This window comes from Streptomyces sp. NPDC014656 (assembly GCF_043084305.1).
Classification (GTDB): domain Bacteria; phylum Actinomycetota; class Actinomycetes; order Streptomycetales; family Streptomycetaceae; genus Streptomyces.
In genome coordinates this window covers 233,508-254,249 of the sequence record NZ_JBIBZN010000009.1, presented here as the reverse complement: position 1 = coordinate 254,249, position 20,742 = coordinate 233,508, and the positions used below count along the sequence as shown (strand labels likewise).

The following is a 20,742-nucleotide window of genomic DNA, read 5'->3' as shown; positions in this document are numbered from 1 at the left end:
GCGCGGCGGGGCGGGCGCCCCGCCGCGCACCGGCTGGGTGGAGAAGGTCAGGAGCAGCAGCCCGAGTCCTGCCAGCCCGAGCAGAACGAGCTGTCCCAGCACATGTACTGCTGCCGCTTGGCCCTGCTGGAGCAGCTGCTGGAGGCGACGCAGCGGGTGTCCTTGACCCACCAGGTGGCCTCGGCCCGGGCGGCGGGCGCCATCCGGTCGGCCATCTTGTCCGCGAGTCGCTTCAGGGTGCTCATCGGGTGGTCCCTTTCGCCGGTCGACCGCCGGGTGCGGTCGAGCGGTGGAGAAGGTAGCGGCCGGGCGTACAGGTCCCGTCCTGCCCGCCGGTACGTGACGTGTATGCCGTCCTCCTAGGCTGCCGCGGCGCCGCCGGCACTCGCGCCGGACGTGCGGGAGCGGAGGGGGTGTGCGGCGTGGTGCACGTGGTGGTGGCCTGCCGGGCTCTGCTGGTGCTGGTCTTCCTGGTCTCGGCGGCGGGCAAACTGCGCGGACACGGGGCGTTCGCCGGCTTCGTCGCGGAGGTGCGGGCCTGGCGGCTCGTCCCGGCCGGGGCGGTGCGCGGGGTCGCGGTGGGCGTCGCCGGCGTGGAGGCGGCCCTGCCGGTCCTGCTGGTGGTGCCGGTGACGGCCCGTCCGGGGCTGGCGGTCGCCGGGCTCCTGCTGGTGGCGCTGACGGCGGGCATCGTGGTGACGCGGCGGCGGGGCACGGCGGCGCGCTGCGCGTGCTTCGGCCGCACGGCCACGGTGCTGGGGCGGCGGCACGTGGTGCGCAACTTCTTCCTCGTGGGCGCCGTCGCCGTCGCGTCGCTGCCGGCGGCGGGGCCGGTGGGGGCGGCGGCGCTGGTGGTGGCGGTCGGCGCGGGCGCGCTGGGCGCCCTGCTGGTGACGACGCTGGACGACGTCGCCGGCCTGTTCTCTCCCCTTCCCGACGTCTCTTCCCGCTCTCTCCGGGACCGATCTCTCTAGGAGTTGACCGTGGCCGTTCTCGGTTCGGCCGTCGCCCTGCTGGGCGCCCTGACCGTCCTCAATCTGGTGCTCACGTACGGCCTCGTCCGCAGGGTGGGGGCGCTGGGTCCGGTCCGTCCGCCGGGGCCGATCGACGCGGGCAGCGTCGGTGCCTCGGCCGGGGAGTTCGCGGTCCGCGCCACGGACGGGGCGGGGCTCTCGCGCGGGGACCTGCCGGACGGGGCGCTGGTGGGCTTCTTCTCGCCCGGCTGCGAGCCGTGCACCGAGCTGCTTCCCCGTTTCGCCTCCGCCGTGCGTGAGCTGCGGCTGCCGCCCGCCCGTGTCCTGGCCGTCGTCGGGCCGGGCACCGAGGACCCGGGGCCGTACACGCGGGCGCTGGAGGGGATCGCCCGGGTGGTGGCCGGTGAGGAGGCGGTCGCGGTGGCGGAGGCGTTCGGCATCACCGGTTATCCGGTGGTGTGCCGGCTCGGCTCCGACGGTGCCGTCACCGTGGTGGACCGGGACCTGCGGGACCTGCTGGGTGCCGGGGCGGCGGGGTGAGCCGGCCTCTGGCCGCCGTGCCCGTGGTGCTGGGGCTGGCGTGGCGGGCGGCGCCGGGCCCGCTGGTGGGGGTGCTGGTGGCCGCGCTGGTCGTGGCCCAGCTGCCGGTGGCGGCGGCCTGGGCGACGGCCGTGGTCCTGGACGTGGTGGCCGCCGGGGACGAGCCGTCGGGGGTGGTGGCGCCGGCGGCCCTGCTGGCGGGGGCGGGGACGGCGACGGCGCTCCTGCCCCATCTGGACGAGCTGCTGCGCGGGGAGCTGTCCCGCGCGGTCGCGCTCCACGCCCAGGACCGGCTGTACGCGGTCGTCAACTCCTTCGCCGGCCTGGGCCGGTTCGAGGACCCGGCGCAGCTCGACCGGCTGCGGCTGGCGCAGGGCTGCGGGCAGGAGGCGCCGCCGCAGATCGTGACCGGCGGCATCGGCCTGCTGCGGGCGGCCGTCACGGTGGCGGGGTTCCTGGTGTCGCTGGCCGTGGTGAGCTGGTGGCTGGTGGCGGCGGTCGTGCTGTCGGCCGTGCCGGCGCTGGTGGTGGAGCTGCGGATGGCGCGGGTGTGGGCGCGGACGGTGCTGCGGGTGACACCGCTGGAGCGGCGGGAACTCTTCTACGGGCAGCTCCTCGCCGACGTCCAGGCGGCCAAGGAGATCCGGCTGTTCGGCACGGGGGACCGTCTGCGGGCCCGGATGCGCGCGGACCGGCGGGCCATCGACGCCGCGCACCGGGGGGACGAGCGGCGCAACGCGGTCGCCCAGGCGGTGCCGGCGGCGGTCTCGGCGGCGGTCTCGGCGGCCGGGCTGCTGTGGGCGGTGCGGGAGGCGGCGCACGGCCGGCTGACGGTGGGGGACGTGACCCTCGCCGTGGCGGCGACCGCGGCGGTGCAGGGCGGTCTGGGGACCGCCGCGGCGCAGCTCGCCGTGGTCAGGCGCAGCCTCGTGCTGTTCGGGCACTTCACGGAGGTCGTCGGGCAGTCCCCGGACCTGCCGGCCCCCGCACCGCAGGACCGGCCGGCGCCGCTGCGCCACGGCATCGAGCTGCGCGGCGTCTCCTTCCGGTACTCCGACCGGCACGACTGGGCACTGCGGGACGTGAACCTGACGCTGCCCGCCGGGACGTCGCTCGCCGTGGTCGGGGACAACGGCGCGGGGAAGTCCACGCTGGTCAAGCTCCTGTGCCGGTTCTACGACCCGACCCACGGCACGGTGCTGTGGGACGGCCGGGACATCCGCACCTTCGCCCCCGAGGAGCTGCGTCGCAGGATCAGCGCGGTCTTCCAGGACTTCATGCGCTACGACCTGACCGCCGGGGAGAACATCGCTCTCGGGGCCCCGGACGCGGACGGCGATCCGGCGCGGGTGCGGGCCGCCGCCGTCCGGGCGGGCGCGGACGCGCTGGTCGAGGGGCTGCCGCGCGGCTACGACACGATGCTGGGCCGTTCGTTCTCCGGGCCGGGCGACGATCCCGACGACGGGGTGGAGCTGTCCGGGGGCCAGTGGCAGCGGGTCGCGCTCGCGCGGTCCCTGGTGGACACGGAGGCGGACCTGCTGATCCTGGACGAGCCGACCTCGGGTCTCGATCCGGAGGCGGAGCAGGAGGTCCAGGAGGTGCTGGCCCGGCACCGGCGGGGCCGTACCAGCCTGCTCATCTCCCACCGGCTCTCCGCGGCCCGGGGCGCGGACCGCATCGCGGTGCTGCGGGGCGGCCGGGTGGTGGAGCAGGGCGACCACGACACGCTGATCGCGGCGGACGGGCGGTACGCGGATCTCTTCGCGCGCCAGGCCGCCGGGTACGCGGACGCTCCGGCGGCGGGGCCGGCCGGCCGGGCGGACGTCCCGGGACCGGGGGTGAGCGCGTGAACCGGGGGGCGGGCTCCGGCCCCGGCGCCGCCCCCGGTCCAGCCGTCGCCCTCGGCCTCGGAATCGGCGCCGGCCTGCTGCTCGTCCCGGCCGCGATGGCCGTCGTCCAGGCGCGGCGCCGGATCAGGGTCACCGTCGACGGCGGCAGCATGGCGCCGGCCCTGGCACCGGGGCAGACGGTCGTCGCCCGCCGGGGGGCCACCGGCCGACTGCGTACGGGCCAGATCGTGGTCCTCCTCAAGCCGACCGCGCCTGGCGCCTGGGAGTGGCCCCGGCCCACGGGCCGACCGCACCGGCAGCCCCTGCTCGTGAAGCGCCTCGCGGCGCTGCCGGGCGACCCGCTGCCACCGGGAGTACCGGGCCGGCGGGACGGGGAGACCACCGTCCCGCCGGGGCACGCCGCCGTACTGGGCGACAACACCGCCGCGAGCGTCGACTCGCGCGCTTTCGGCCTGGTGCCGCTCGACCGGATCGTCGCGCACGTGCCCGGCCACGAGGCCTGACGCGGCTTCGAAGGCCACGACGGCTGACGCGGCTTCGAAGGCGGCGAGGCCTGACGCGGCTTCGAAGGCGGCGACCCTGACGCGACTTCGACGCCCACGACGCCTGACGCGGGTTCGAAGGCCGCGGCGCCTGGTACGGGCGGAAGGGGCCAGGGTGCGCTTCGAGGCTCACGAAGCCTGAGGGGGCGGCAGGGTCACGGGCGGCTCCGGGAGAGGTCCTGGTGGAGGTGGACGAGTTCCCGGTCGAGCGGTGAGCCGAGGTGCTCGCGGAACACGTCGGCGGCCTCCCGCACGGTCTCGCTGACCCCTCCCCGCTCCCCCAGCAGGTGGTGGGCGCGCATCCGCAGCGCCCAGCTCCGGGTCCGCAGGGGGTCCGCCGCCAGGAGGGCGGCGAGACCCCGGAGCGCGGCCCTCGGCTCCCCCAGCCCCAGGCACGCCTCCGCGAAGTCCTCGGCCGTGCGCAGCCGTTCCTCGTCGAGGTGGGCGAGGCGGGCGGCGAGCCGGCCGTTGCGGGGGACGTCCGCGGCGGCCCGGTCGGCGTCCCACAGGCCGAGGGCGTGGTCGAGCAGTCCGGCGGCTCGGTCGAAAGCCCCCTCGGCGAGCGCCGTCCGTCCCTCGTCGGCGGCGAGGGCGAACAGGTGGCTGTCGCAGGCGTCCTCGGGCGTCACCAGCTCGTACCCCCCTGGGTGGGAGACCAGACTGACCGCGTCGCCCATCAGCTGCCGCAGGGCGCAGACGTGGGTACGGACGTTCGCCACCGCCGAGGGGGGCGGCCGTTCGTCCCACAGGGCGTCGACCAGCTGATCGACCGTCACCATGCGGTTGGCGTCCAGCAGGAGCGCCACGAGCAGGGTGCGCCTCCTGGCGCCCCCGACCTCTCCGTCGTGGAGCCGCACCCTGCCCAGCATCCGGAATAACACTTCTCCGGCTTTCCGTACCATCGATCCCCCAGGGCGACGCACGATATGCAATCTGTTGCTGAAAGTTGCAGAAATGTCGATCAAATTAGGAGGTGGTGTCACCCGGGTCAAGGGTTGCGACACGGAAAACTCCCGCCCCCGTCCGGTTCCGGCTCTCCGAAGCCGGCCGGTGAGGCCGGCCCGGTCCACGAGCGACCGCCCACGCCGCCGGCCTTCGGGGCTGACCTTCAAGCCGGCGGTCCCCGTTGAGCCGGCGCCGCTCGCGCAGTCGGGCCGAGGAAAGAGAGAAGAGGGAGGCCCCGGTCGCCGGCAGGACGGACGAGCCGGTGCTCGACCTGACACACCGTCTCAAGACCGGCGCCTCCGGGCAGCCGGATCGTGTCGAGGTGCCCGACCGGGACCCGGCGGTAGCGGGCCGGGATGCCGGCCGCGGTCAGCGGAACGACGAGGTCGCTGCGTTCCAGGAGAACCGGGGTGCCGCTGGACGTCCTCCTCAGGTCGCCGGGCAGTCCGCATGCGGCGCCCGACCGGCGAGGAGCGGACGACAGCCGCACCGCTCAGCCACGCGGCGGCCGCCTGGAGCAGGCAGGACCTGCCGCCTCTCCGGCACGCCCGGCCCGTCGCTCGCCCGCCGGTCCGGTAGAAGGGATCTGGTCCATGCCCGCGTGCACGGCGCCCCGACGCGCGTACCGTTGCGGTACGACTCGCCGCCGGGAGGAACAGCCCATGAGTGCCCAGCCCGACCACGCACCCCCCCTGCCGCACGCTCCCGCGCCCGCACCCGGTGCGCCGGCCGAACTTCGGGCCCGGCTGCGCGCGGACCGCCGGGCGAAGACGTGGGTCCCGGCGTTCGAGCGGGACTGGGCCAAAGCCCTGGAGGACGCGCGGCACACCTTCAGTCTCACCCCCCTGCACGAGGTCGTACGCACCTGGCAGCTGCGCGCCGCCGCCGCCGGTGACGTCGACGCCTTCATGGACTCAGGACAGGACGACTCCGACTTCATGGACCTCGACGACGTCCTCGGCGGCCGCCCGTGACCGAACGGCCGTGGGCGGTACGCCTGTCCCCCCAGGCGGCCAAGTCGCTCACCGCGCTCCCCGATCCCGCGCGGGAGATGGTCCGCGACCTGCTGGACATCGCGGTCCGCTCTCCGTGGGGCTGGCCACAGTGGAACCCCGGCGACCCGGAGGGCGAGGACATCCGCGCGGCATCCGTCGGACAGCTCTCCGTCGTCTACACGGTCAACCGCCTCACCCACCGCCTGTCGGTCCTGAGCATCGTCTGGCTCGGATAGTCCCCGGCCCGATCGGCTCGGTCTCCCGCGAGGAACCCTGGTGGAGCATCGCGCCCCACCGGCCCCGGGCCACGGCCGCCCGGCTGGTCGGGTCGTCCGGCTCCCGCGCGGCGTGCGCGGCGACATCGGCGGCGACCCCTGCGAGATCGGGGTGACCGAGCTGGTTGAGGGTCTGGCGGGCGTTGCGGCTCGCGTCGGCCATCAGCCGCGGGGCCTGCTCGCGTTCGATGCCGAAGTCGTGGGCGAGCAGCGCCGTGTTCAACTCTTCCGAAAGCCCCGGGAGGACCGAGCCCACGCCCGACAGGGCGGCGCCCGGCAGGGCGCGGTTGACGGCACCGGTCTGTGCGCGCATCCGGGCCAGGTCGCTGGGCCGGGACGTCGGCACCAGCCCGGGACGCCCGGACAGGATCGGGCCCGAGCGGCGCAGCACGGTACGCAGGGCGGGAACGCAGGCGTGTCCGGAGGTGCCTCCGTCATTGCGCAGCCGGTAGAACTGGCCCGGGACCCACACCGGTTCGACGTCGCAGACGTCGGCGATCGAGCAGATCACGGAGAACCGGTGGAGCGGCATCCGGCCGGCCTCGGCGCTCTCCCTCCGGCTGGGTGCGGAAGCGGCGGGTGGTGCATTCGTCGCCCCTGGACGGCCTCGGCCTCCTGCCCCGGACCCCGGTGCACGGCAGGCGTCTCAGCTCCCGGCGGGGGCGGCGGGCCGGTCTGCTCGCCGGGAATCGGATCGCCGTCAACGGGGTTGGTGGGGAGACGAGCCGATCATGGGAGGGTCATGCGAGCGATTCAGGTGTACGAAGTGGGCGGTCCCGAGGTGCTGCGGGAGGCCGAGGTGGACCAGCCGCGGCCGGGTCCGGGCGAGGCGTTCGTGGAGGTCGCCGCGTCCGGGGTCAACTTCCTCGACGTCTACCACCGCGAGGGCCGGTACAGCCTCCCGCTGCCCTTCACCCCGGGCGCCGAGGGCGCCGGCACGGTCGTCGAAGTCGGACCCGGCGTCGCCGACGTCGCGGTCGGGGACCGGGTCGGCTGGGTGGAGATCCCCGGCACGTACGCCGAGCGGGCCGTCGTGGACTCCTCCCGGCTGGTGCCGCTGCCCGACGACATCGACTTCGAGACAGCCGCCGCCGTGCTCCTCCAAGGCATGACCGCGCACTACCTCGTCACGGACGCCTACCCGGTCCAGGAGGGCGACACGGTGCTCGTGCACGCGGCCGCCGGTGGCATGGGGCTGCTCCTGACCCAGCTCATCACCCATCTCGGCGGCAGGGTGATCGGCACGACGTCGACCACGGCGAAGGCCGAGCTGGCGAAGCGCGCCGGGGCCGCCGAAGTGGTCCTCTCCTCCGTGGTCGACGACCTCGCGGCCGAAGTGAGGCGCCTCAACGGCGGCCAGGGACTGCCGGTCGTCTTCGACGGCGTCGGCGCGCACACCTTCGACGCGAGCCTCGCCAGCCTGCGACCCCGCGGCCACCTCGTGCTCTTCGGCGCGGCAAGTGGGGCCGTGCCGCCGTTCGATCCGATCCGGCTCGCCCACGGCGGTTCGCTGACCCTGATCCGGCCCAGCCTCGGGGACTACGTCGCCGACCGGCCCGAACTGCTCCGACGGGCCGCCGACGTGTTCGAGTGGGTGCGCTCCAAGGCGCTCGAGGTCACCGTGACGGGCCGCTACGCCTTGTCCGAGGCCGCCCGGGCCCACAGCGACCTGGAGGCCCGGCGCACCACCGGCAAGCTGCTCGTCATACCCGATGCGGCCGCTGTGGGACGCCGCGAGGAGACGCAGAGCTGATCGCGGGGACGAGGCCGGTACGGGCGGGCGATGCCGAGCACGGCATGGTGAACGCCTTCGTCTCTGAGGCGGTAGTCGCGGAGGGTCCTGTAGAGAGCGGAGGGGTGCCGTCGAGACCGAGTGTCAGCGGGGGATGCTCTGTCCCGCTTCGGCGAGGGTCAGGGTGAGGCACCCCAGCAACTCACCGGATTGCGGATACTTCCAGTTCTCGGCGTCCGCCAGGACTGCGGGAACGTCCTGCTTCCGGATGGCTCTCCCGGGCTGCAGACCGGGAGAGCCATCCGGTGCTGTCCAGGGAATGACCCGGCACACTTCGATCCCTCCTCTGTCGACGAGGGGAAGGAGGATCGGGACGAGAGCCGAGGCAGGGCCTGAGTGCAGCGGTTCGTCGAGGTCACCCCACACACCGGGGGGATGTCGGTCTCCGCGGCGTTGATCATGCCCCCCGCCCGCCTCACCCTCCGCGCCTGCCCCGGCGCCGAGTGCGGCTGGCTCTTCCAGGACGCGACGGGCCGCCGCCGCTGGTGCTCCCTCTCCACCTGCGGCGAGAGCCCGTCCCCGCCGCCCACGGCCGGAGGATGACCCCAGCGGAAGGGGAAACGCCGCTCGTGCGGCGACGGCTTTCACTGGCCGCGGGCGCCCGAGTCCCGTCTGGACCGGGGGCGAGGTCCGGCCCCGGCACCGGGTGATCGCCCGCCGCGCTGTCCGCCGGCCCCAGCGGATCTGAAGCCGACAGCAGAGTCGACGCTGCGCCGGGCACGGGAGAAGCAGCGTCAGGCCGGGGATCTCGCCGACCGCCCCCCCGTGAGGAGATCGAGACCCTCACCGACGAGTTCGACCGTCACCGCGACAACAGGCCTTCTCGACCGCCCGGAAGACCTGCCGGACGACCTCCTCGTCGGAAGGATCCACGAAAGCCCGCGTCTCCGCCGCGCCCGCACCATCGGGCTCCAGGGACCCGGCCTCACGGACCGCATCCGCCGGTAGCCCTCCCCGTGTCAGGAGGCGGGGTCGTCATCCGGGGACCGGTCGAAGCGGACGGCGCCGTCCTCGTCGAGCGGCGGGTGGAGCGCCGTGGGGGTGTGCGCGCTGGTGTCGGAGGGGCGCGGGCCTTCCGGTCCGTCGGGGCCCCAGCGCAGCAGGCGGCGGGAGCGGGCGATGCGGTAGATGGTGCCGTGCGCCTCGACCTCGTCGCATCGGCCGGCGCGCAGCCTGTCCGCGGCCTTCGCGAACGCCTTGAGCGCGGTGGCTGCCTCGTCGGTGGTGCCGGCGGGCGGGCGGCGGGCGTCGACGGTGCGGTCGGCGTCGTGGGGGATCAGGCCGCGGAGGCGCGGTTCCATCCACGTCAGGGCGAAGTCCAGGGTGCGGCGGGCGTCGTGGGCGGTGGCCTGCAGGCCGCTGCCCGGGGACCAGGGGCCGTCTTCGGTCCGCTCTACGATGAGGAACGCCGCCGGCATCAGCAGGACGTCCGGATGGCTTTCCACGGCCCGTGCGGAGTCGGCAAGGACGGGGGCGGGGAAGCGGGTGCCGCTGTAGGCCAGGGGGCGCAGGGCGACGCGTTCCGCCGCCTGGAGCGGGGACAGGGGTGCGTCCGGGTCCAGGGCGAGGCCGTCGTCGACCAGCGGGCCGCGGGCGGCGGGGCTCCAGTCGGGGGTGAGGGGTTCGGGGTCGGTGGGCCGTGGTGTTTCGATGCCGCCGCGACTGTCGACGGCCGCGTACTCCTCGGCCCGCACGACACGGTAACGGGTGCCGAGGACGGTGAGCTCGTCGACGGGTTCCTTCTCCAGCCGGGCGACCGCCGCCAGCAGCGCGCGGCGCTCCTGGCGGCTCTTGGCCTCGTCCTTCGCCCGGAACCAGAACAGAGAGTTCAGCGCGTCCCGGGCCTGCTGCGGACAGCCGTGGGTGACCTCGACAGTCACCTGCCAGCGCCGCCCGGCGTCCTGATCTTGCGCGGCGACACCGAACAGGGGCCCTCGTACCGCCAGGCCGCTGTGGCGTGCCGCGGCGTCGAGGGCGTCAGCCTCCATCACGGCCTGGACCGGCTCCACCGGAACCCTCACCGTCGGCCACTCCCCCGGCCCCGTGTCGTGTTCGCTCATGTCACCATCGTCGCGGCCCCGGTGGGTTCGCATCGCCGATTCCTCAAATCTCCACCCGGTCCCTGGCCGACGGGACATGTGGGGGTGGGGGATGGGGGGTGGTAGCCGCTCCCGCGAGCGGCGTTCAGAGCTGTCCCCGTACTGCCTGCCTCCGGCGACAGGCCCGCCCCGTCCCTCCCCGCCGTGTCCCATCCGGCCGTCGGCGGCCGGTTCGCCCCCACACGTGCAGGAGTTGGGTTCGTGGATCACCGAAGGAGGCGGCCTACGCGGACGCCCGGTTCTTCTACCAGCTCTCCTTGCCCCAGAAGCCGGCACCCCAGCAGACCTGGCAGGGCGTGCCAGGCGCGGTGGGGCGGGCATTCGTACGGTCCTCACGGTGGGCTCCGGAGAAGGCTGCGGCCTGTCGGCGGCGTCCAGGCGGCCGGCCAGGGGAATCAGGACCGGGGCCTCTCCGTGGCCCTTCGCACGCGGGTCTGGCGGACCGCCTGTTCCTCTTCCCCTGTCACCGCCAGTGGTGAAGCCTGCTGCGGTCAGTGGTGAGCTGGTCGACGAGGTCCGCGTCGCCGGCGGGCGGGGAGCGGTCAGGGAGCCGGCTCTGTCGTCGGCGGTGGGATCACCAGGCGACGTGGGCGGTGATCCACCGGTTCAAGGCGTCGGTGTCGTCCGCCGGCGGCAGGTCCGGCGCGCAGGACAGCGGCGTGAGAGACAGCTGCAGGTGGGTCAGGTATCCGTAGGCACTGTCCGGCGGATCATGCGATTACTAGGATCCAGGGACGCCCGTTCCCCGTTGGTCAGTGCCGGAGGCTGGGTGGATGCGGCAGTGATGAGCGATGCGGATCCGGTGCTTCCCGCAGCGGATGGTGAACGGGGGGCCTGTGGGGAGTCGACGGCTGCATGGGGGGCTCGGGGCGGCGGTGGCGCTGCTTCTTGCGATGTCCGCTGCCATGCTTCTGGGCAGGTCATGGACCGCATGTGACGTGGGGATAAACAACGCGGCCAACAGCGGTTTCCTGCTGTGGCTGTTCATCCCGGGCCTCTGGACGGTCCTGCTGCTGGTCTGGGTCGCGGTGGGCGCCCTGCTTGGGAACCGTCCCCTCCTCCATGCCTTTGCCCTCGCGGTGACGCTCCTCGGTGTTGTCTGGTGCGTCCTCTCGATCTTCTGGGAGGGCGCCCTCACTCCTCCGTGCCCCGGCGGCGTGCCTTCGTGGTGGCCGAGCTTCATCCCCGTCCCGGGATTCTGAGAGATCGGCCCCGGTAGTTCACGGCTTGAGCCAGTGGCGGACTGCTGCTGCGGTGACGGTGCCGTGGAAGACATAGGCGCGCTCGTCGTAGGCGGCTCGTGTGGCCGGCCTCGTGATCCCGGGAGTCGTAGGGGTGAAGGCGTTCATCGGCTGGGCAGGGTGGGTTTCCTCTCCTGGAATGGACGGCGCGCGGTCGGCCGGGCCGTGGATGGGGCTGGCCGTCGGCATGACGTTGTTCTTCTGGTGGGCGATTCTCCGGGTCCGGCTTCAGGTGGGTCCTGACGGGATCGTGGCGGTCAATCCGTGGGGGACACACCGCCTGGGGCTGGATGAGGTGACCTCGGTGAGGCTTGGTGCGTGGGGTGCGGAGTTCCACCACGCGGACGGCTTCAGGACCACGGCGTATGCGCTGAGCGAGCTGGCTTCGGGAAGCTCGCAGGAGGGCCGGTTCGCTGAGTTGCTGGCTGTTCTGGAGGCGGACTCCATCCGGTCACCGCGCGACGCATGACGGATGCCGGATGCCGGATGCCGGAGTAAGCGGTCAGGAACTGGCCGGTCGCGGTTCGCAGAAGGTGCCGTCGCGGAGCATGGCGAACAGGACGTCGGCCCTGGGGCGGGCGAGGCAGAGCAGGGCCTGGGTGTGGTGCTTGCCCTGGGCGATCTTCTTGTCGTAGTAGGCCCGCGATGCCGGGTCGCCCAGCACGGCGGACGCGGAGAGGAAGGAGGCCCGTGCCTAGAGGGCTGTTCGCCGCGGATGGAGGACCCGGGACTGCGGGTGGCGGGGGCGGGACCGGCGTAGGCGGCGGGGTGGCCGGCGGTCGGGAAGGTGCTGCCGTCACCGACCTCGATCAGTATGCGGGCTCCGGTCCTGACGCCGGTGCCGGCATGGACGTCAGGACCTTCGAAAGAGGGTGGGCCTCCAGCAGTTCCCCGATCCGCCCGGCAACGGCGAACCGAACACTCCCGCCGGGCTGTGACCGGTAACCCGTGGCCGTACGGCAAGAACGCCGCCAGGCGCCCGAACAGACTCCTCCCCGCCCCAGGAGAACCCGGGCGGGGAGGAGGAGCCGTCGGAACGACGCGCAGGGCGGCCCGGTGGTACTGCCCCCCAGAGCGCATCTGGGCACCGGGCCTCGCCCGCGCACGCCCTATCGGCGCGGGCTGGGACCGACCCTATCCAGGCAGGGCGGGTACGGCGCCGGGATCGGCAGGACCGTCCTTGAGCGGACGCCGGCCGGTGCGCGGCGCGGGCGGTTGGATGGTGTGGGGGACGGCAGCCCTCTCATCTCCAGGACAGGGGCCTCCCGGCCGCGTAACGACCCCATGGCCGACATTGCCGGTGTCCCATGGGTGGTAGCGGCCTGTCGCCCTCCAGAAGGCGCGGTCCGCGTCTGCAGGGGCAGCTGTTTTCGACGGTGTGATCTGGCCCCACTTCCGGGCCGTGTGGGTGACGGGCCCGGGCGGTGCCGGAGAGGAACGGTTGGGAGTGGCCCCGCTCCCCCGATCGTGTGAGGAACGCGGACAGGGATGCCCAGCGTGCGCCCGCCAATGGGCGCCGGTTGTCAGGGGGACTCTCGGCCGTGGCGCCGGCCGGCGGTCAGTGCGCCTTGGGGTCCTGCGGCAGGGGTTCGTCGCCACTGTCTGCGGCAGGACCGGCCGGGCGGTAGCGGCCCATGCTTCCGAGGATCAGGACGGCCCCCAGGGGGGGCCGTTCCGTAGAGCGGGGGGGAAGTCCTTGCCGTATCGGTTGATGAGGAACGCCAGACCCACGAGGGCAAGGATCAGGAAGGGGCGCCTGATGACATGTCCGCCCACGATGGCCAGTCGGCGCCGCATCCCGCCCGCTTCGGTAAGGCGTGTCCAGCCTGACGGTGACGTGGCGTCAGCGTAGCCCTTGCAGTAGTCGTCAACACCGGATGATCCCGGCACAATGTCGTGCTGCTCCAAACGAGCGCACCCAGTCGCGCCGACATCCAGGTGGGGCCACTTCACACCGTTCCTCGGTGGGGCCGAACGAAACCGTTCCCCGGGGCCAAAGAAAACCGTCCTCGACGGGCAGCCGTAGAAGGGGTGGGCGAGGTGGAGGGGCTGGGCGTCGATCCGCTGCTGCCGGTGGTGGACGGACCTCAGGAAGCAGAAGGAAGCCGTCACCGCCCAGATCCGGCGAAGGAGATCGAACAGGTCGCCACGCAGATCGGCCGGCAGCCCGGCCTGTCCCCGCGCCCCGGTGCCGGGAAGACACGATGAGCACACCCGGCACCCCGACGGGCACGGCACCGGGGGCCGCGATGGCGGCGCGGGTGTTGCGGAGGGCTTCACAAGGCATCACGATGTGACCGCCCGCGGCGCTGCGCCGTGTCAGTGATTGTCCCGGCCCGGCTGGTCCGGGGCGGTTCTTCCGGGCCGGATGCTCGTTAGGGCAGGCGCTGAAAGCCAGCGAGGAAAGGATCTGAGGTGGGCAAGCGCAAGAAGGGCCGCAGGCACCGGCGTGTGAACCGAACGCCCCGGCCGGTGAGCAGGCCCGGCGTGGGCCTTTCCGGCCAACTGCCGCCGCAAGCCGTAGGCGGCGCGGGCGATGCCGTGGTGTTGCCCAGGCAAGGGGATGCGGCATCCGGGTGGGAGGCGTCGTTGTTCGCGAGGAGAGCGGAGGGCGGCCTCGGCCATCCCGCGCAGCGCACCTGGAACGCGCTGAAGTCGGCGCGAGCGCGGGAGAGCCGCGTGGAGGAGCTGTGCGAAGCCGTGGGGTTCACCCCACGCACGGTGGCCAGGCACCTGGAGGGCCTGGCCGCACACGGACTGGCCGTCCAGGAAGCGGGTGGCGGCTGGAGTGCTTCCCAGGGGCCTGCGGGGCGGCAGGACCGCGACCCGGCTTCGGCCGAACCCGTTGCGTAGCGGAGCTCATCGGCTCCGGTGTGCGTAGGCGAGGCTCTTCTGCCGCGAGGCTGGCGGCGTACTCCCCCGAGGGCCGCACGGTCGCTGCATTCACAGCCGTCTGCGGTCGGGCCGCCGCCGTCCGCTGCCGTCGTATGTCCCCCGAGGGCACGGAAAGCGCCGACGTGCCGCTTCGGGGGCGTACGAGAGCAGTCCCGCCCGGAAGGCCCGGGCGGGACTGCTGCACGGCCGGCAGCACACGGTGGGGGAAGTCCGCGGCAGGCCCGGCCGAAGGAGAGGTTCCACTCACTCCACGACCCCGTCTGCCCCCGCCTGCCGGACTCATGCGGGCCGGGTCAGATCGGGGACGGGGACGGGGACGGGGGGCGGGGCGGGCAAAGACGTCGTTTCCTTTGGTGGTTTGGCTCGTTGTGCTGGGCATGGCGAGTCTTGCCGAGCGGCTGGTGCCGGATGAGTTGTGGGAGTTGTTCCGCAGGGTGGTGCCCGAGACGGTGGTGGTGCGGCCGCAGGGAGGCGGTCGCCGGAGGGCCGGGGATCGTGAGTGTCTGGCCGCGATCGTGTTCGTGGCGACGTCGGACTGCACGTGGCGGCAGGTGCCGCCGTTGTTCGGGCCGGCCTGGCCGACGGTCTACCGGCGGTTCGCCCGCTGGAGCAAGGACAGGGTCTGGGCCCGTCTGCACCGGGTCGTCCTGGATGAGCTCGGCGCCCAAGGAGAGCTGGACTGGTCGCGTTTCGCTATCGACTCGGTGAGTGTCCGGGCTCTCAACGGGGGCTTCTGACCGGACCGCATCCGACCGATCGCGGCAAGACGGGATCGAAGATCCACACCGCCGGTCCGCAGCCGTCGGGGCCCCCGCCGCCGACGGCCGGACAAGCTCCATGGGGACAAGGGCCGCGACTACCCCCACCTGCGGCGATGGCTCCGCGGTCGGGGCATCGCACCTCGGATGGCCCGTCGGGGGATCGAGACATCGCAGCGGCTGGGACGTCACCGATGGGTCGTCGAGCGGCCCATGTCCTGGCTGGCAGGCTGTCGCCGGCTCCGCCGCCGCTACGAGCGCGAACCCGAGCACTTCCTCGCCTTCACGGCCATCGCCACCAGCCTCATCAACTACCGGCGACTCACCAAGTGAAACGAGGTCTTGTCCTCAGCTAGCCTCTTTCATCTGTGCTGGAGGGTGAGAAAGGCTCGCTGTCGACGGTGACCGCGAAGGAACTTCGGATCTCCCCGGCGACCGTCCGTGTCCCCCGGTGCGTGTCGCCCGCGCCGCCAGGCTGACACGGGCGACACGCCGTTCGCGGAGGTCACCCGACCACGTCCTCGTGGGGACTCGGGCAGCGATCCGGCGCGGAGGGGGCAGCGGCCGTGGGGGTGCGGGCAGGAAGCCTCGCCCCCCCACGAGCACCCCCACGGGCACCCCCACGGGCATCCCCGCGGCTACGCCGGTGGTCGCACGAAGCACGGGTGGCTCATCATCCCTCTGCGGGTCAGGGCAGGGTCCACTTCTGGTTGGGGCCGGTGTGGCAGGTCCACAGGTGGACCGCGGTGCCGTCGTTCCAGGTGCCGCCCGACGCGTCCAGGCACTTGCCGGACTGCGGGTTGCGGACCGTGCCATCGGACTGCGGGGCCCACTTCTGGGCGCCGGAGCCGTTGCACGTCCACAGCTGGATCTTCGTACCGTCGGCGCTGCCACCGCCGGACACGTCCAGGCACTTGCCGAGGGCCTTCACGGTGCCGTCACCCCCGACCGTCCACGTCTGTGCCCCGCTGCCGTTGCACGTCCACAACTGGATCTTCGTACCGTCGGCGGTCTGGGCGTTGTCGACGTCGAGGCACTTGCCGTTCACGCCCTTGACCGGTCCCGAGCGGGGGCCCGGCTCCTGGCCCCCGGCCTGCTTGATCCGGATGTCGCGGAAGGAGACCTCGTCGCCGTCGCCGTGGTTCTGGATGCCGATGTGGCCCTGGCGCAGGCTTCTGGCGGGGTCGGTGTTGGTGAAGTCGTTGATCTTGCGGCCGTTGAGGAAGATCTCCAGCCGCTCGCCGGTCACCCGGAGTTCGTAGGTGTTCCACTCCCCCGGCGGGTTCAGCACGGCGTCCCGCGCGGCGATGTCGGCGGAGCGGAAGCCGTATACGGCGCCCGTGGTGCGATCGGCGGCGTCCGTGGCGTCGATCTGGATCTCGTAGCCGTTGTTCACCGCCGACCAGGGGTCGTCGGAGGCCGGGAAGCCCAGGAACACACCGGAGTTGTCGTCCCCGGCGGCCTTCCAGTCGAGCTTGAGGGAGTAGTCGCCGGTGAACTCCTCGGCGGAGTGCCAGAACATCCCGAGGCCGCCGTGGGAGGTGAGGGTGCCGTCCGCGAGGGTGAAGCCCCCGGGGCCGGCCTGCTTCCACCCGGCGGTGGACGAGCCGTCGAACAGGGGCCTGTAGCCGGTCTCCGGGCGGCAGTCGGCGTCGGTCATGCCGGCGGCCCAGCGGATCCCGCCGAGGAGGTGCCGACGGAAGGCGGGGTCGGTGTACGACTCGTCGGTGTGACCGCCGCCGGTGTAGAAGGCCCGGCCGCCCTGGTAGTCCTTGCACCAGGCGATCGGATGGTCACCCGCCATGTTCCCGCCAGAGTAGCTGGACTCGTCGAGCGAGGCGAGCACGTGGGCGGTGGTGCGGGGGTTGGTGCGGTAGTTGTACCACTCGTCGGTGCGCTGCCAGGCTCCGCCCAGATGGGCGGTGGCGTCGTGGGCCCGGTCCTCCACCTCGACGGTGGCGGACTGGATGGCGGGGTGGGAGTGGAAGAGGGCGCCGGCCAGCCCTTCGTAGAAGGGCCAGTCGTACTCGGTGTCGGCGGCGGCGTGGATGCCGACGTATCCGCCGCCGCCCCGGACGTACTGCTCGAACGCGGTCTGCTGCGCGGCGTCCAGCACGTCGCCGGTCGTAGACAGGAAGACGATCGTCTTGTACTGGGAGAGGTTGCCGGCCGTGAAGGACCGGGCGTCCTCCGTGGCGTCGACGGTGAAGTTGTGCGTCGTGCCGAGGTCGCGCAGGGCCGCGACGCCGTCGTCGATCGAGGAGTGCCGGAAGCCGGCCGTCTTGGAGAAGACGAGGATCTTGTACGCGGGGTCGGCCGCCGCGCGCGCTTCCGCGGTGACGGGAACGCTCGCCGGCGGGGGCGTCGCCGCGGCCTGGGGGGCCAGGGCGAGCGCGACGCCGGCGAGCAGGCCGACGACCGACTTGAGGGGGGTACGCATCGGGGTCGCCTCCTTTCTACAGATCTACGGGGCTACGGGAGTACGGGGCTACGGGGCTACGGGGCTACAGACTGTGGACGCACGGGCCCACGTCTCCATGGGCCCACGTCTCCACGGGCCCACGTCTCCACGGGCCCACGTCTCCATGGGCTCGCGGATCCACGGGCCCACGGATCGCGGCGTGCGCGTCACGGCAGGGTCCACTTCTGGTTGGGGCCGGTGTGGCAGGTCCACAGGTGGACCGCGGTGCCGTCGTTCCAGGTGCCGCCCGACGCGTCCAGGCACTTGCCGGACTGCGGGTTGCGGACCGTGCCATCGGACTGCGGGGCCCACTTCTGGGCGCCGGAGCCGTTGCACGTCCACAGCTGGATCTTCGTACCGTCGGCGCTGCCACCGCCGGACACGTCCAGGCACTTGCCGAGGGCCTTCACGGTGCCGTCACCCCCGACCGTCCACGTCTGCGCCCCGCTGCCGTTGCACGTCCACAACTGGATCTTCGTACCGTCGGCGGTCTGGGCGTTGTCCACGTCGAGGCACTTGCCGTTCACGCCCTTCACCGCACCCGAGCGGGGGCCGTCGCCGGAGGTGGTGAAGGAGAACTCGTCGAGGTCGAACAGGGAGCCGCTGCCGCCCTTGAAGACGAGGTGGAGCGTCGTCGGGCCGGCCGGCCGGTCGGTGAGCGCGGTCGTCACGTCCTGGAAGGTCTCCCAGCCGCCGGTGACCGGCACGGTCGCCGTGCCGAGCAGGGTGCCCGTCGGGGATCCTGCCCGCACCTCGATGGTCCCGCCCGCGCCGGCGGAGGAGACCCGGGCGGTGAAGCGCGTGACGTTGTCGAGGGCGTACGGCGTGAAGGAGATCCAGTCGCCGTTGTCGATGTAGCCGACGGTCCTGCCGCCGTGGGCGGGCGCGTGGGTGACCACCTGGACGCCGGAGGAGCCGCCGAAGTGCTCGGCCTGCCGGTGGGTGGGCTGGGTGACGTGCTGGTCGTGCGCGGTCAGCGCGGGCTGGCCGTTGGCTCCCTTGTCGGTGTACTCGGCGTCGACGACGCCGAAGATGTTCGCGTTGGGGTCGTGCTCGCCGTCCGCGAGGGTCTGGAGCGTTCCGGTGCAGCCGGTGGCCGAGGTCTGCGGGTGGCCGTGGCTGTCGTGGCCGACGATGAAGGTGATCTTCACCTTGGAGCAGTCGACGGTGCCGTCCTCCGGGTCGGTGACCGTCACCTTGAAGGGGATCGCGGCGCCGAAGTCGTAGACCCGTCCGTCCACGGGCGTTTCCAGCTTGACCGTGGGCGCGGTGTTGCCGACGGTGATCTGGACCGAGGCCGTCGCGGAGGCGCCGGTGGGGTCCGTCACCTTCAGGGTGGCGGTGTACTGGCCGTTGGTCGTGTACGTGTGGGTGGGGTTGGCGGCGGTGGAGGTGGCGCCGTCGCCGAAGGTCCAGGCGTGGGAGAGGGTTCCGCCGTCCGGGTCGGCACTGCCGGCCGAGGAGAAGGAGACGGCGAGGGGGGCGGTGCCGGAGGTGACGCTCGCCTTGGCCTGCGCGGTCGGCGCGAGCCCGCCGGTGACGTGCTCGATGCGGTACAGGGCGGAGTTCGCGTCGCCGCTGAAGTAGCCGGTGCCGTAGTCGAGGACGTACAGGGCGCCGTCGGGGCCGAAGGCCATGTCCATCACCTGGGTGCCGCTCCAGGGGAAGGGGCTGATGGACTGCACGGTGCCGTCGGCGGCGGTCTCGACGCGCTTGATCCAGCGGCGGCCGAACTCGCCGGCGAAGTAGTCGCCGTCGTACTCCTGCGGGAACTTCACCTCGGAGGTGGAGCCGGCGTCGTAGCGGTAGACCGGGCCGCCCATCGGGGACTCCGAGCCGTTGCCGAACTCCGGTACGGAGCCGCCGTCGTAGGGGATCCAGGCGGGCTGGGCGGGCGGCAGATCGGTGAGGCCGGTGTTGCGCGGTGAGGTGTTCTTCGGGGCGGCGCAGTCGAACGCGGAGCCGGAGGCGCCCGTGGCGAAGTCGTAGTCGACGTAGGCGTCGTTGTCGCCGGTGCAGTACGGCCAGCCGAAGTTGCCCGCCTTGGTGATCCGGTTGAACTCCACCTGGCCGGCCGGGCCGCGGGTGGGGCTGGCGCTGCCGGCGTCGGGGCCGTAGTCGCCGAGGTAGACGGTCCCCGTGGCCTTGTCGACGCTCATCCGGAACGGGTTGCGGAAGCCCATCGCGTAGATCTCGGGACGGGTCTTCGCGGTGCCGGGCGCGAAGAGGTTGCCGCTGGGGATCGCGTACGAGCCGTCGGCGTTGACCTTGATCCTCAGGACCTTGCCGCGCAGGTCGTTGGTGTTGCCCGAGGAACGCTGGGCGTCGTAGGCGGGGTTGCGGGTGGGGCGTTCGTCGATGGGGGTGTAGCTGTCCGAGGCGAACGGGTTGGTGTCGTCGCCCGTCGACAGGTACAGGTTGCCGGCGGCGTCGAAGTCGATGTCGCCGCCCACGTGGCAGCACAGGCCGCGGGAGGCGGGTACGTCGAGGATCTTCTTCTCGCTGCCGAGGTCGAGGGTGCCGTCGGTCCGCAGGACGAACCGGGAGAGCCGGTTGACTCCGTCGAACGGGGTGAAGGCGGCGGTCGAGCCGTCCGCCGGGGCGTCGCCGCCGGGCGTGGTGAGCTTGGGCGCGTAGTAGAGGTAGACGTGCCGGTTGGACGAGAAGCCGGGGTCGGCGGCGACGCCTTGCAGGCCCTCCTCGTCGTGGCTGTACACGTCGAGCTTGCCCGCCACGGTGGTAGTGCCCGCGGCGTTCGTCAGCCGCAGCGTGCCGTCCCGCGAGGTGTGCAGGACGGAGCGGTCCGGCAGCACCGCCAGCGTCATGGGCTCGCCCGTCTCGGCCACCCCCTTGGCGAGGGTGACCTGCTGGAACTCCGGTGCGGCCGCTGCGTGCGCGCCGTCGTGGCGGGCGGGCGCGGGCGGGGCCGTGGCCATCGTGGTGGCCGGGGCCGTGGCCATCGTGATGGCCGGGGCCGTGGCTGTGCCGGGGGTCGAGGACGGGGCCGCGCCGGGGACCGAGGCCGTGGCCGTGGACACGGGCAGGAGACAGCCGACGGTGCAGGCCACGGCGGTGAGGAGGATGCGGACGCGCTGTTGTCGGAGCGTTCTCATGGGCACAGAGCTCTCCCGAGGTGAGGGGGGTACGGCGGCAGCCTCGTCGGTCTGCCGGATGCGTCTACCGGCGCGCGCCGTCACGCGGTAGGGGCCCGGCCGTAGGTCGGTGTGACCGGGTCATTTCAAGGAAGCTAGCGGGCTTTGTCGGAGTCCGTAACCCGCTGCGCGCAAGTTGTCGCCACTTTCTCCCTGCGCGAGACAAAGTGGTCGCCGCAACCGAGGGGGCGGAGTCCGGGGCCTGCTCGCTGAACATCAACAG

At 72.9% G+C, this 20,742-nt stretch carries 17 protein-coding genes and 2 pseudogenes; 12 read left to right on the top strand and 7 right to left on the bottom strand.

The annotated features are described in order from the left end of the window. Positions 1 to 47: 47 nt before the first annotated feature. Complete coding sequence (locus tag ACF1ED_RS21775; protein WP_391762804.1) at positions 48 to 245, bottom strand: hypothetical protein; 198 nt, start codon at positions 243 to 245, stop codon at positions 48 to 50. A 177-nt stretch (positions 246 to 422) separates the two neighbouring features. Here ACF1ED_RS21775 and ACF1ED_RS21770 point away from each other — a divergent pair, with 177 nt between their 5' ends. The 4 genes from ACF1ED_RS21770 to ACF1ED_RS21755 are packed head-to-tail and all read left to right on the top strand — an operon-like array spanning position 423 to position 3,867. Further along, entirely contained in the window at positions 423 to 974 is a 552-nt protein-coding gene (locus tag ACF1ED_RS21770) for a MauE/DoxX family redox-associated membrane protein (RefSeq protein ID WP_391762802.1), read from the top strand. A 9-nt stretch (positions 975 to 983) separates the two neighbouring features. Further along, the gene (locus ACF1ED_RS21765; protein ID WP_391762800.1) at positions 984 to 1,514 is read left to right on the top strand and encodes a TlpA family protein disulfide reductase; all 531 of its coding nucleotides are present in this window, start codon (positions 984 to 986) and stop codon (positions 1,512 to 1,514) included. Beyond that, positions 1,511 to 3,364, top strand: a complete 1,854-nt coding sequence (locus ACF1ED_RS21760) for an ABC transporter ATP-binding protein (protein WP_391762798.1) — start codon at positions 1,511 to 1,513, stop codon at positions 3,362 to 3,364. Before ACF1ED_RS21765 ends, ACF1ED_RS21760 begins: the two co-directional genes overlap by 4 nt. Next, on the top strand, positions 3,361 to 3,867 hold the full coding sequence (locus ACF1ED_RS21755) for a S26 family signal peptidase (RefSeq protein ID WP_391762796.1): 507 nt from the start codon (positions 3,361 to 3,363) through the stop codon (positions 3,865 to 3,867). The genes ACF1ED_RS21760 and ACF1ED_RS21755 overlap by 4 nt, the downstream gene beginning before the upstream one ends. Positions 3,868 to 4,061: 194 nt before the next feature. Here the strand turns inward: ACF1ED_RS21755 and ACF1ED_RS21750 are convergent, their stop codons facing one another. After that, complete coding sequence (locus ACF1ED_RS21750; RefSeq protein WP_391762794.1) at positions 4,062 to 4,775, bottom strand: BTAD domain-containing putative transcriptional regulator; 714 nt, start codon at positions 4,773 to 4,775, stop codon at positions 4,062 to 4,064. Between the two features lie 738 nt (positions 4,776 to 5,513). On the opposite strand from ACF1ED_RS21750, the gene ACF1ED_RS21745 reads away from it, so the two are divergent. Together ACF1ED_RS21745 and ACF1ED_RS21740 are read left to right on the top strand one after the other, a co-directional pair. Beyond that, a complete protein-coding gene (locus ACF1ED_RS21745) occupies positions 5,514 to 5,825 on the top strand; it encodes a DUF6247 family protein (RefSeq protein ID WP_391762792.1) in 312 nt (103 codons plus the stop codon). Then, positions 5,822 to 6,082 (top strand): hypothetical protein, encoded by a 261-nt coding sequence (locus ACF1ED_RS21740; RefSeq protein ID WP_391762790.1) that lies wholly within the window; start codon positions 5,822 to 5,824, stop codon positions 6,080 to 6,082. Before ACF1ED_RS21745 ends, ACF1ED_RS21740 begins: the two co-directional genes overlap by 4 nt. Here ACF1ED_RS21740 and ACF1ED_RS21735 read toward each other — a convergent pair. After that, the gene (locus ACF1ED_RS21735) at positions 6,039 to 6,653 is read right to left on the bottom strand and encodes a hypothetical protein (RefSeq protein WP_391762788.1); all 615 of its coding nucleotides are present in this window, start codon (positions 6,651 to 6,653) and stop codon (positions 6,039 to 6,041) included. The two genes, ACF1ED_RS21740 and ACF1ED_RS21735, sit on opposite strands and share 44 nt — an antisense overlap. Before the next feature lie 210 nt (positions 6,654 to 6,863). Here ACF1ED_RS21735 and ACF1ED_RS21730 point away from each other — a divergent pair, with 210 nt between their 5' ends. Together ACF1ED_RS21730 and ACF1ED_RS21725 are read left to right on the top strand one after the other, a co-directional pair. Further along, entirely contained in the window at positions 6,864 to 7,874 is a 1,011-nt protein-coding gene (locus ACF1ED_RS21730; protein ID WP_391762786.1) for a quinone oxidoreductase family protein, read from the top strand. Positions 7,875 to 8,288: 414 nt separating this feature from the next. Then, the gene (locus ACF1ED_RS21725; RefSeq protein ID WP_391762784.1) at positions 8,289 to 8,456 is read left to right on the top strand and encodes a CGNR zinc finger domain-containing protein; all 168 of its coding nucleotides are present in this window, start codon (positions 8,289 to 8,291) and stop codon (positions 8,454 to 8,456) included. 416 nt (positions 8,457 to 8,872) lie between these two features. Here ACF1ED_RS21725 and ACF1ED_RS21720 read toward each other — a convergent pair whose 3' ends face one another. Next, positions 8,873 to 9,973 carry a DUF5954 family protein gene (locus ACF1ED_RS21720; protein ID WP_391762782.1) on the bottom strand — a complete coding sequence of 367 codons (1,101 nt, stop codon included), beginning with the start codon at positions 9,971 to 9,973 and terminating at the stop codon, positions 8,873 to 8,875. A gap of 977 nt (positions 9,974 to 10,950) precedes the next feature. Here ACF1ED_RS21720 and ACF1ED_RS21715 point away from each other — a divergent pair. Further along, entirely contained in the window at positions 10,951 to 11,214 is a 264-nt protein-coding gene (locus ACF1ED_RS21715) for a hypothetical protein (protein WP_391762780.1), read from the top strand. 133 nt (positions 11,215 to 11,347) lie between these two features. Next, positions 11,348 to 11,722, top strand: a complete 375-nt coding sequence (locus ACF1ED_RS21710) for a hypothetical protein (RefSeq protein WP_391762778.1) — start codon at positions 11,348 to 11,350, stop codon at positions 11,720 to 11,722. 33 nt (positions 11,723 to 11,755) lie between these two features. Here ACF1ED_RS21710 and ACF1ED_RS21705 read toward each other — a convergent pair. After that, positions 11,756 to 12,170 (bottom strand): annotated as a pseudogene (locus ACF1ED_RS21705) (transposase); the annotation flags it as partial. Between the two features lie 1,498 nt (positions 12,171 to 13,668). On the opposite strand from ACF1ED_RS21705, the gene ACF1ED_RS21700 reads away from it, so the two are divergent. Both ACF1ED_RS21700 and ACF1ED_RS21695 read left to right on the top strand, forming a co-directional pair. After that, positions 13,669 to 14,106, top strand: a complete 438-nt coding sequence (locus ACF1ED_RS21700) for a hypothetical protein (RefSeq protein WP_391762777.1) — start codon at positions 13,669 to 13,671, stop codon at positions 14,104 to 14,106. Positions 14,107 to 14,525: 419 nt separating this feature from the next. Continuing rightward, a pseudogene (locus tag ACF1ED_RS21695) lies at positions 14,526 to 15,239 on the top strand (transposase). Positions 15,240 to 15,594: 355 nt separating this feature from the next. Here ACF1ED_RS21695 and ACF1ED_RS21690 read toward each other — a convergent pair. Both ACF1ED_RS21690 and ACF1ED_RS21685 read right to left on the bottom strand, forming a co-directional pair. Further along, positions 15,595 to 17,346: a ThuA domain-containing protein gene (locus ACF1ED_RS21690; protein WP_391762775.1), complete on the bottom strand. Its 1,752-nt coding sequence runs from the start codon at positions 17,344 to 17,346 to the stop codon at positions 15,595 to 15,597. Positions 17,347 to 17,534: 188 nt separating this feature from the next. Beyond that, on the bottom strand, positions 17,535 to 20,480 hold the full coding sequence (locus ACF1ED_RS21685) for a PQQ-dependent sugar dehydrogenase (RefSeq protein ID WP_391762773.1): 2,946 nt from the start codon (positions 20,478 to 20,480) through the stop codon (positions 17,535 to 17,537). Positions 20,481 to 20,742: the final 262 nt, after the last annotated feature.

Bases quoted from the DNA above. Each gene is read 5' to 3' on its own strand.
- ACF1ED_RS21730 (WP_391762786.1), top strand. From the start codon at position 6,864: ATGCGAGCGATTCAGGTGTACGAAGTGGGCGGTCCCGAGGTGCTGCGG.
- ACF1ED_RS21685 (WP_391762773.1), bottom strand. From the start codon at position 20,480: ATGAGAACGCTCCGACAACAGCGCGTCCGCATCCTCCTCACCGCCGTG.
- ACF1ED_RS21775 (WP_391762804.1), bottom strand. From the start codon at position 245: ATGAGCACCCTGAAGCGACTCGCGGACAAGATGGCCGACCGGATGGCG.
- ACF1ED_RS21725 (WP_391762784.1), top strand. From the start codon at position 8,289: ATGTCGGTCTCCGCGGCGTTGATCATGCCCCCCGCCCGCCTCACCCTC.
- ACF1ED_RS21735 (WP_391762788.1), bottom strand. From the start codon at position 6,653: ATGCCGCTCCACCGGTTCTCCGTGATCTGCTCGATCGCCGACGTCTGC.
- ACF1ED_RS21720 (WP_391762782.1), bottom strand. From the start codon at position 9,973: ATGAGCGAACACGACACGGGGCCGGGGGAGTGGCCGACGGTGAGGGTT.
- ACF1ED_RS21745 (WP_391762792.1), top strand. From the start codon at position 5,514: ATGAGTGCCCAGCCCGACCACGCACCCCCCCTGCCGCACGCTCCCGCG.
- ACF1ED_RS21690 (WP_391762775.1), bottom strand. From the start codon at position 17,346: ATGCGTACCCCCCTCAAGTCGGTCGTCGGCCTGCTCGCCGGCGTCGCG.
- ACF1ED_RS21750 (WP_391762794.1), bottom strand. From the start codon at position 4,775: ATGCTGGGCAGGGTGCGGCTCCACGACGGAGAGGTCGGGGGCGCCAGG.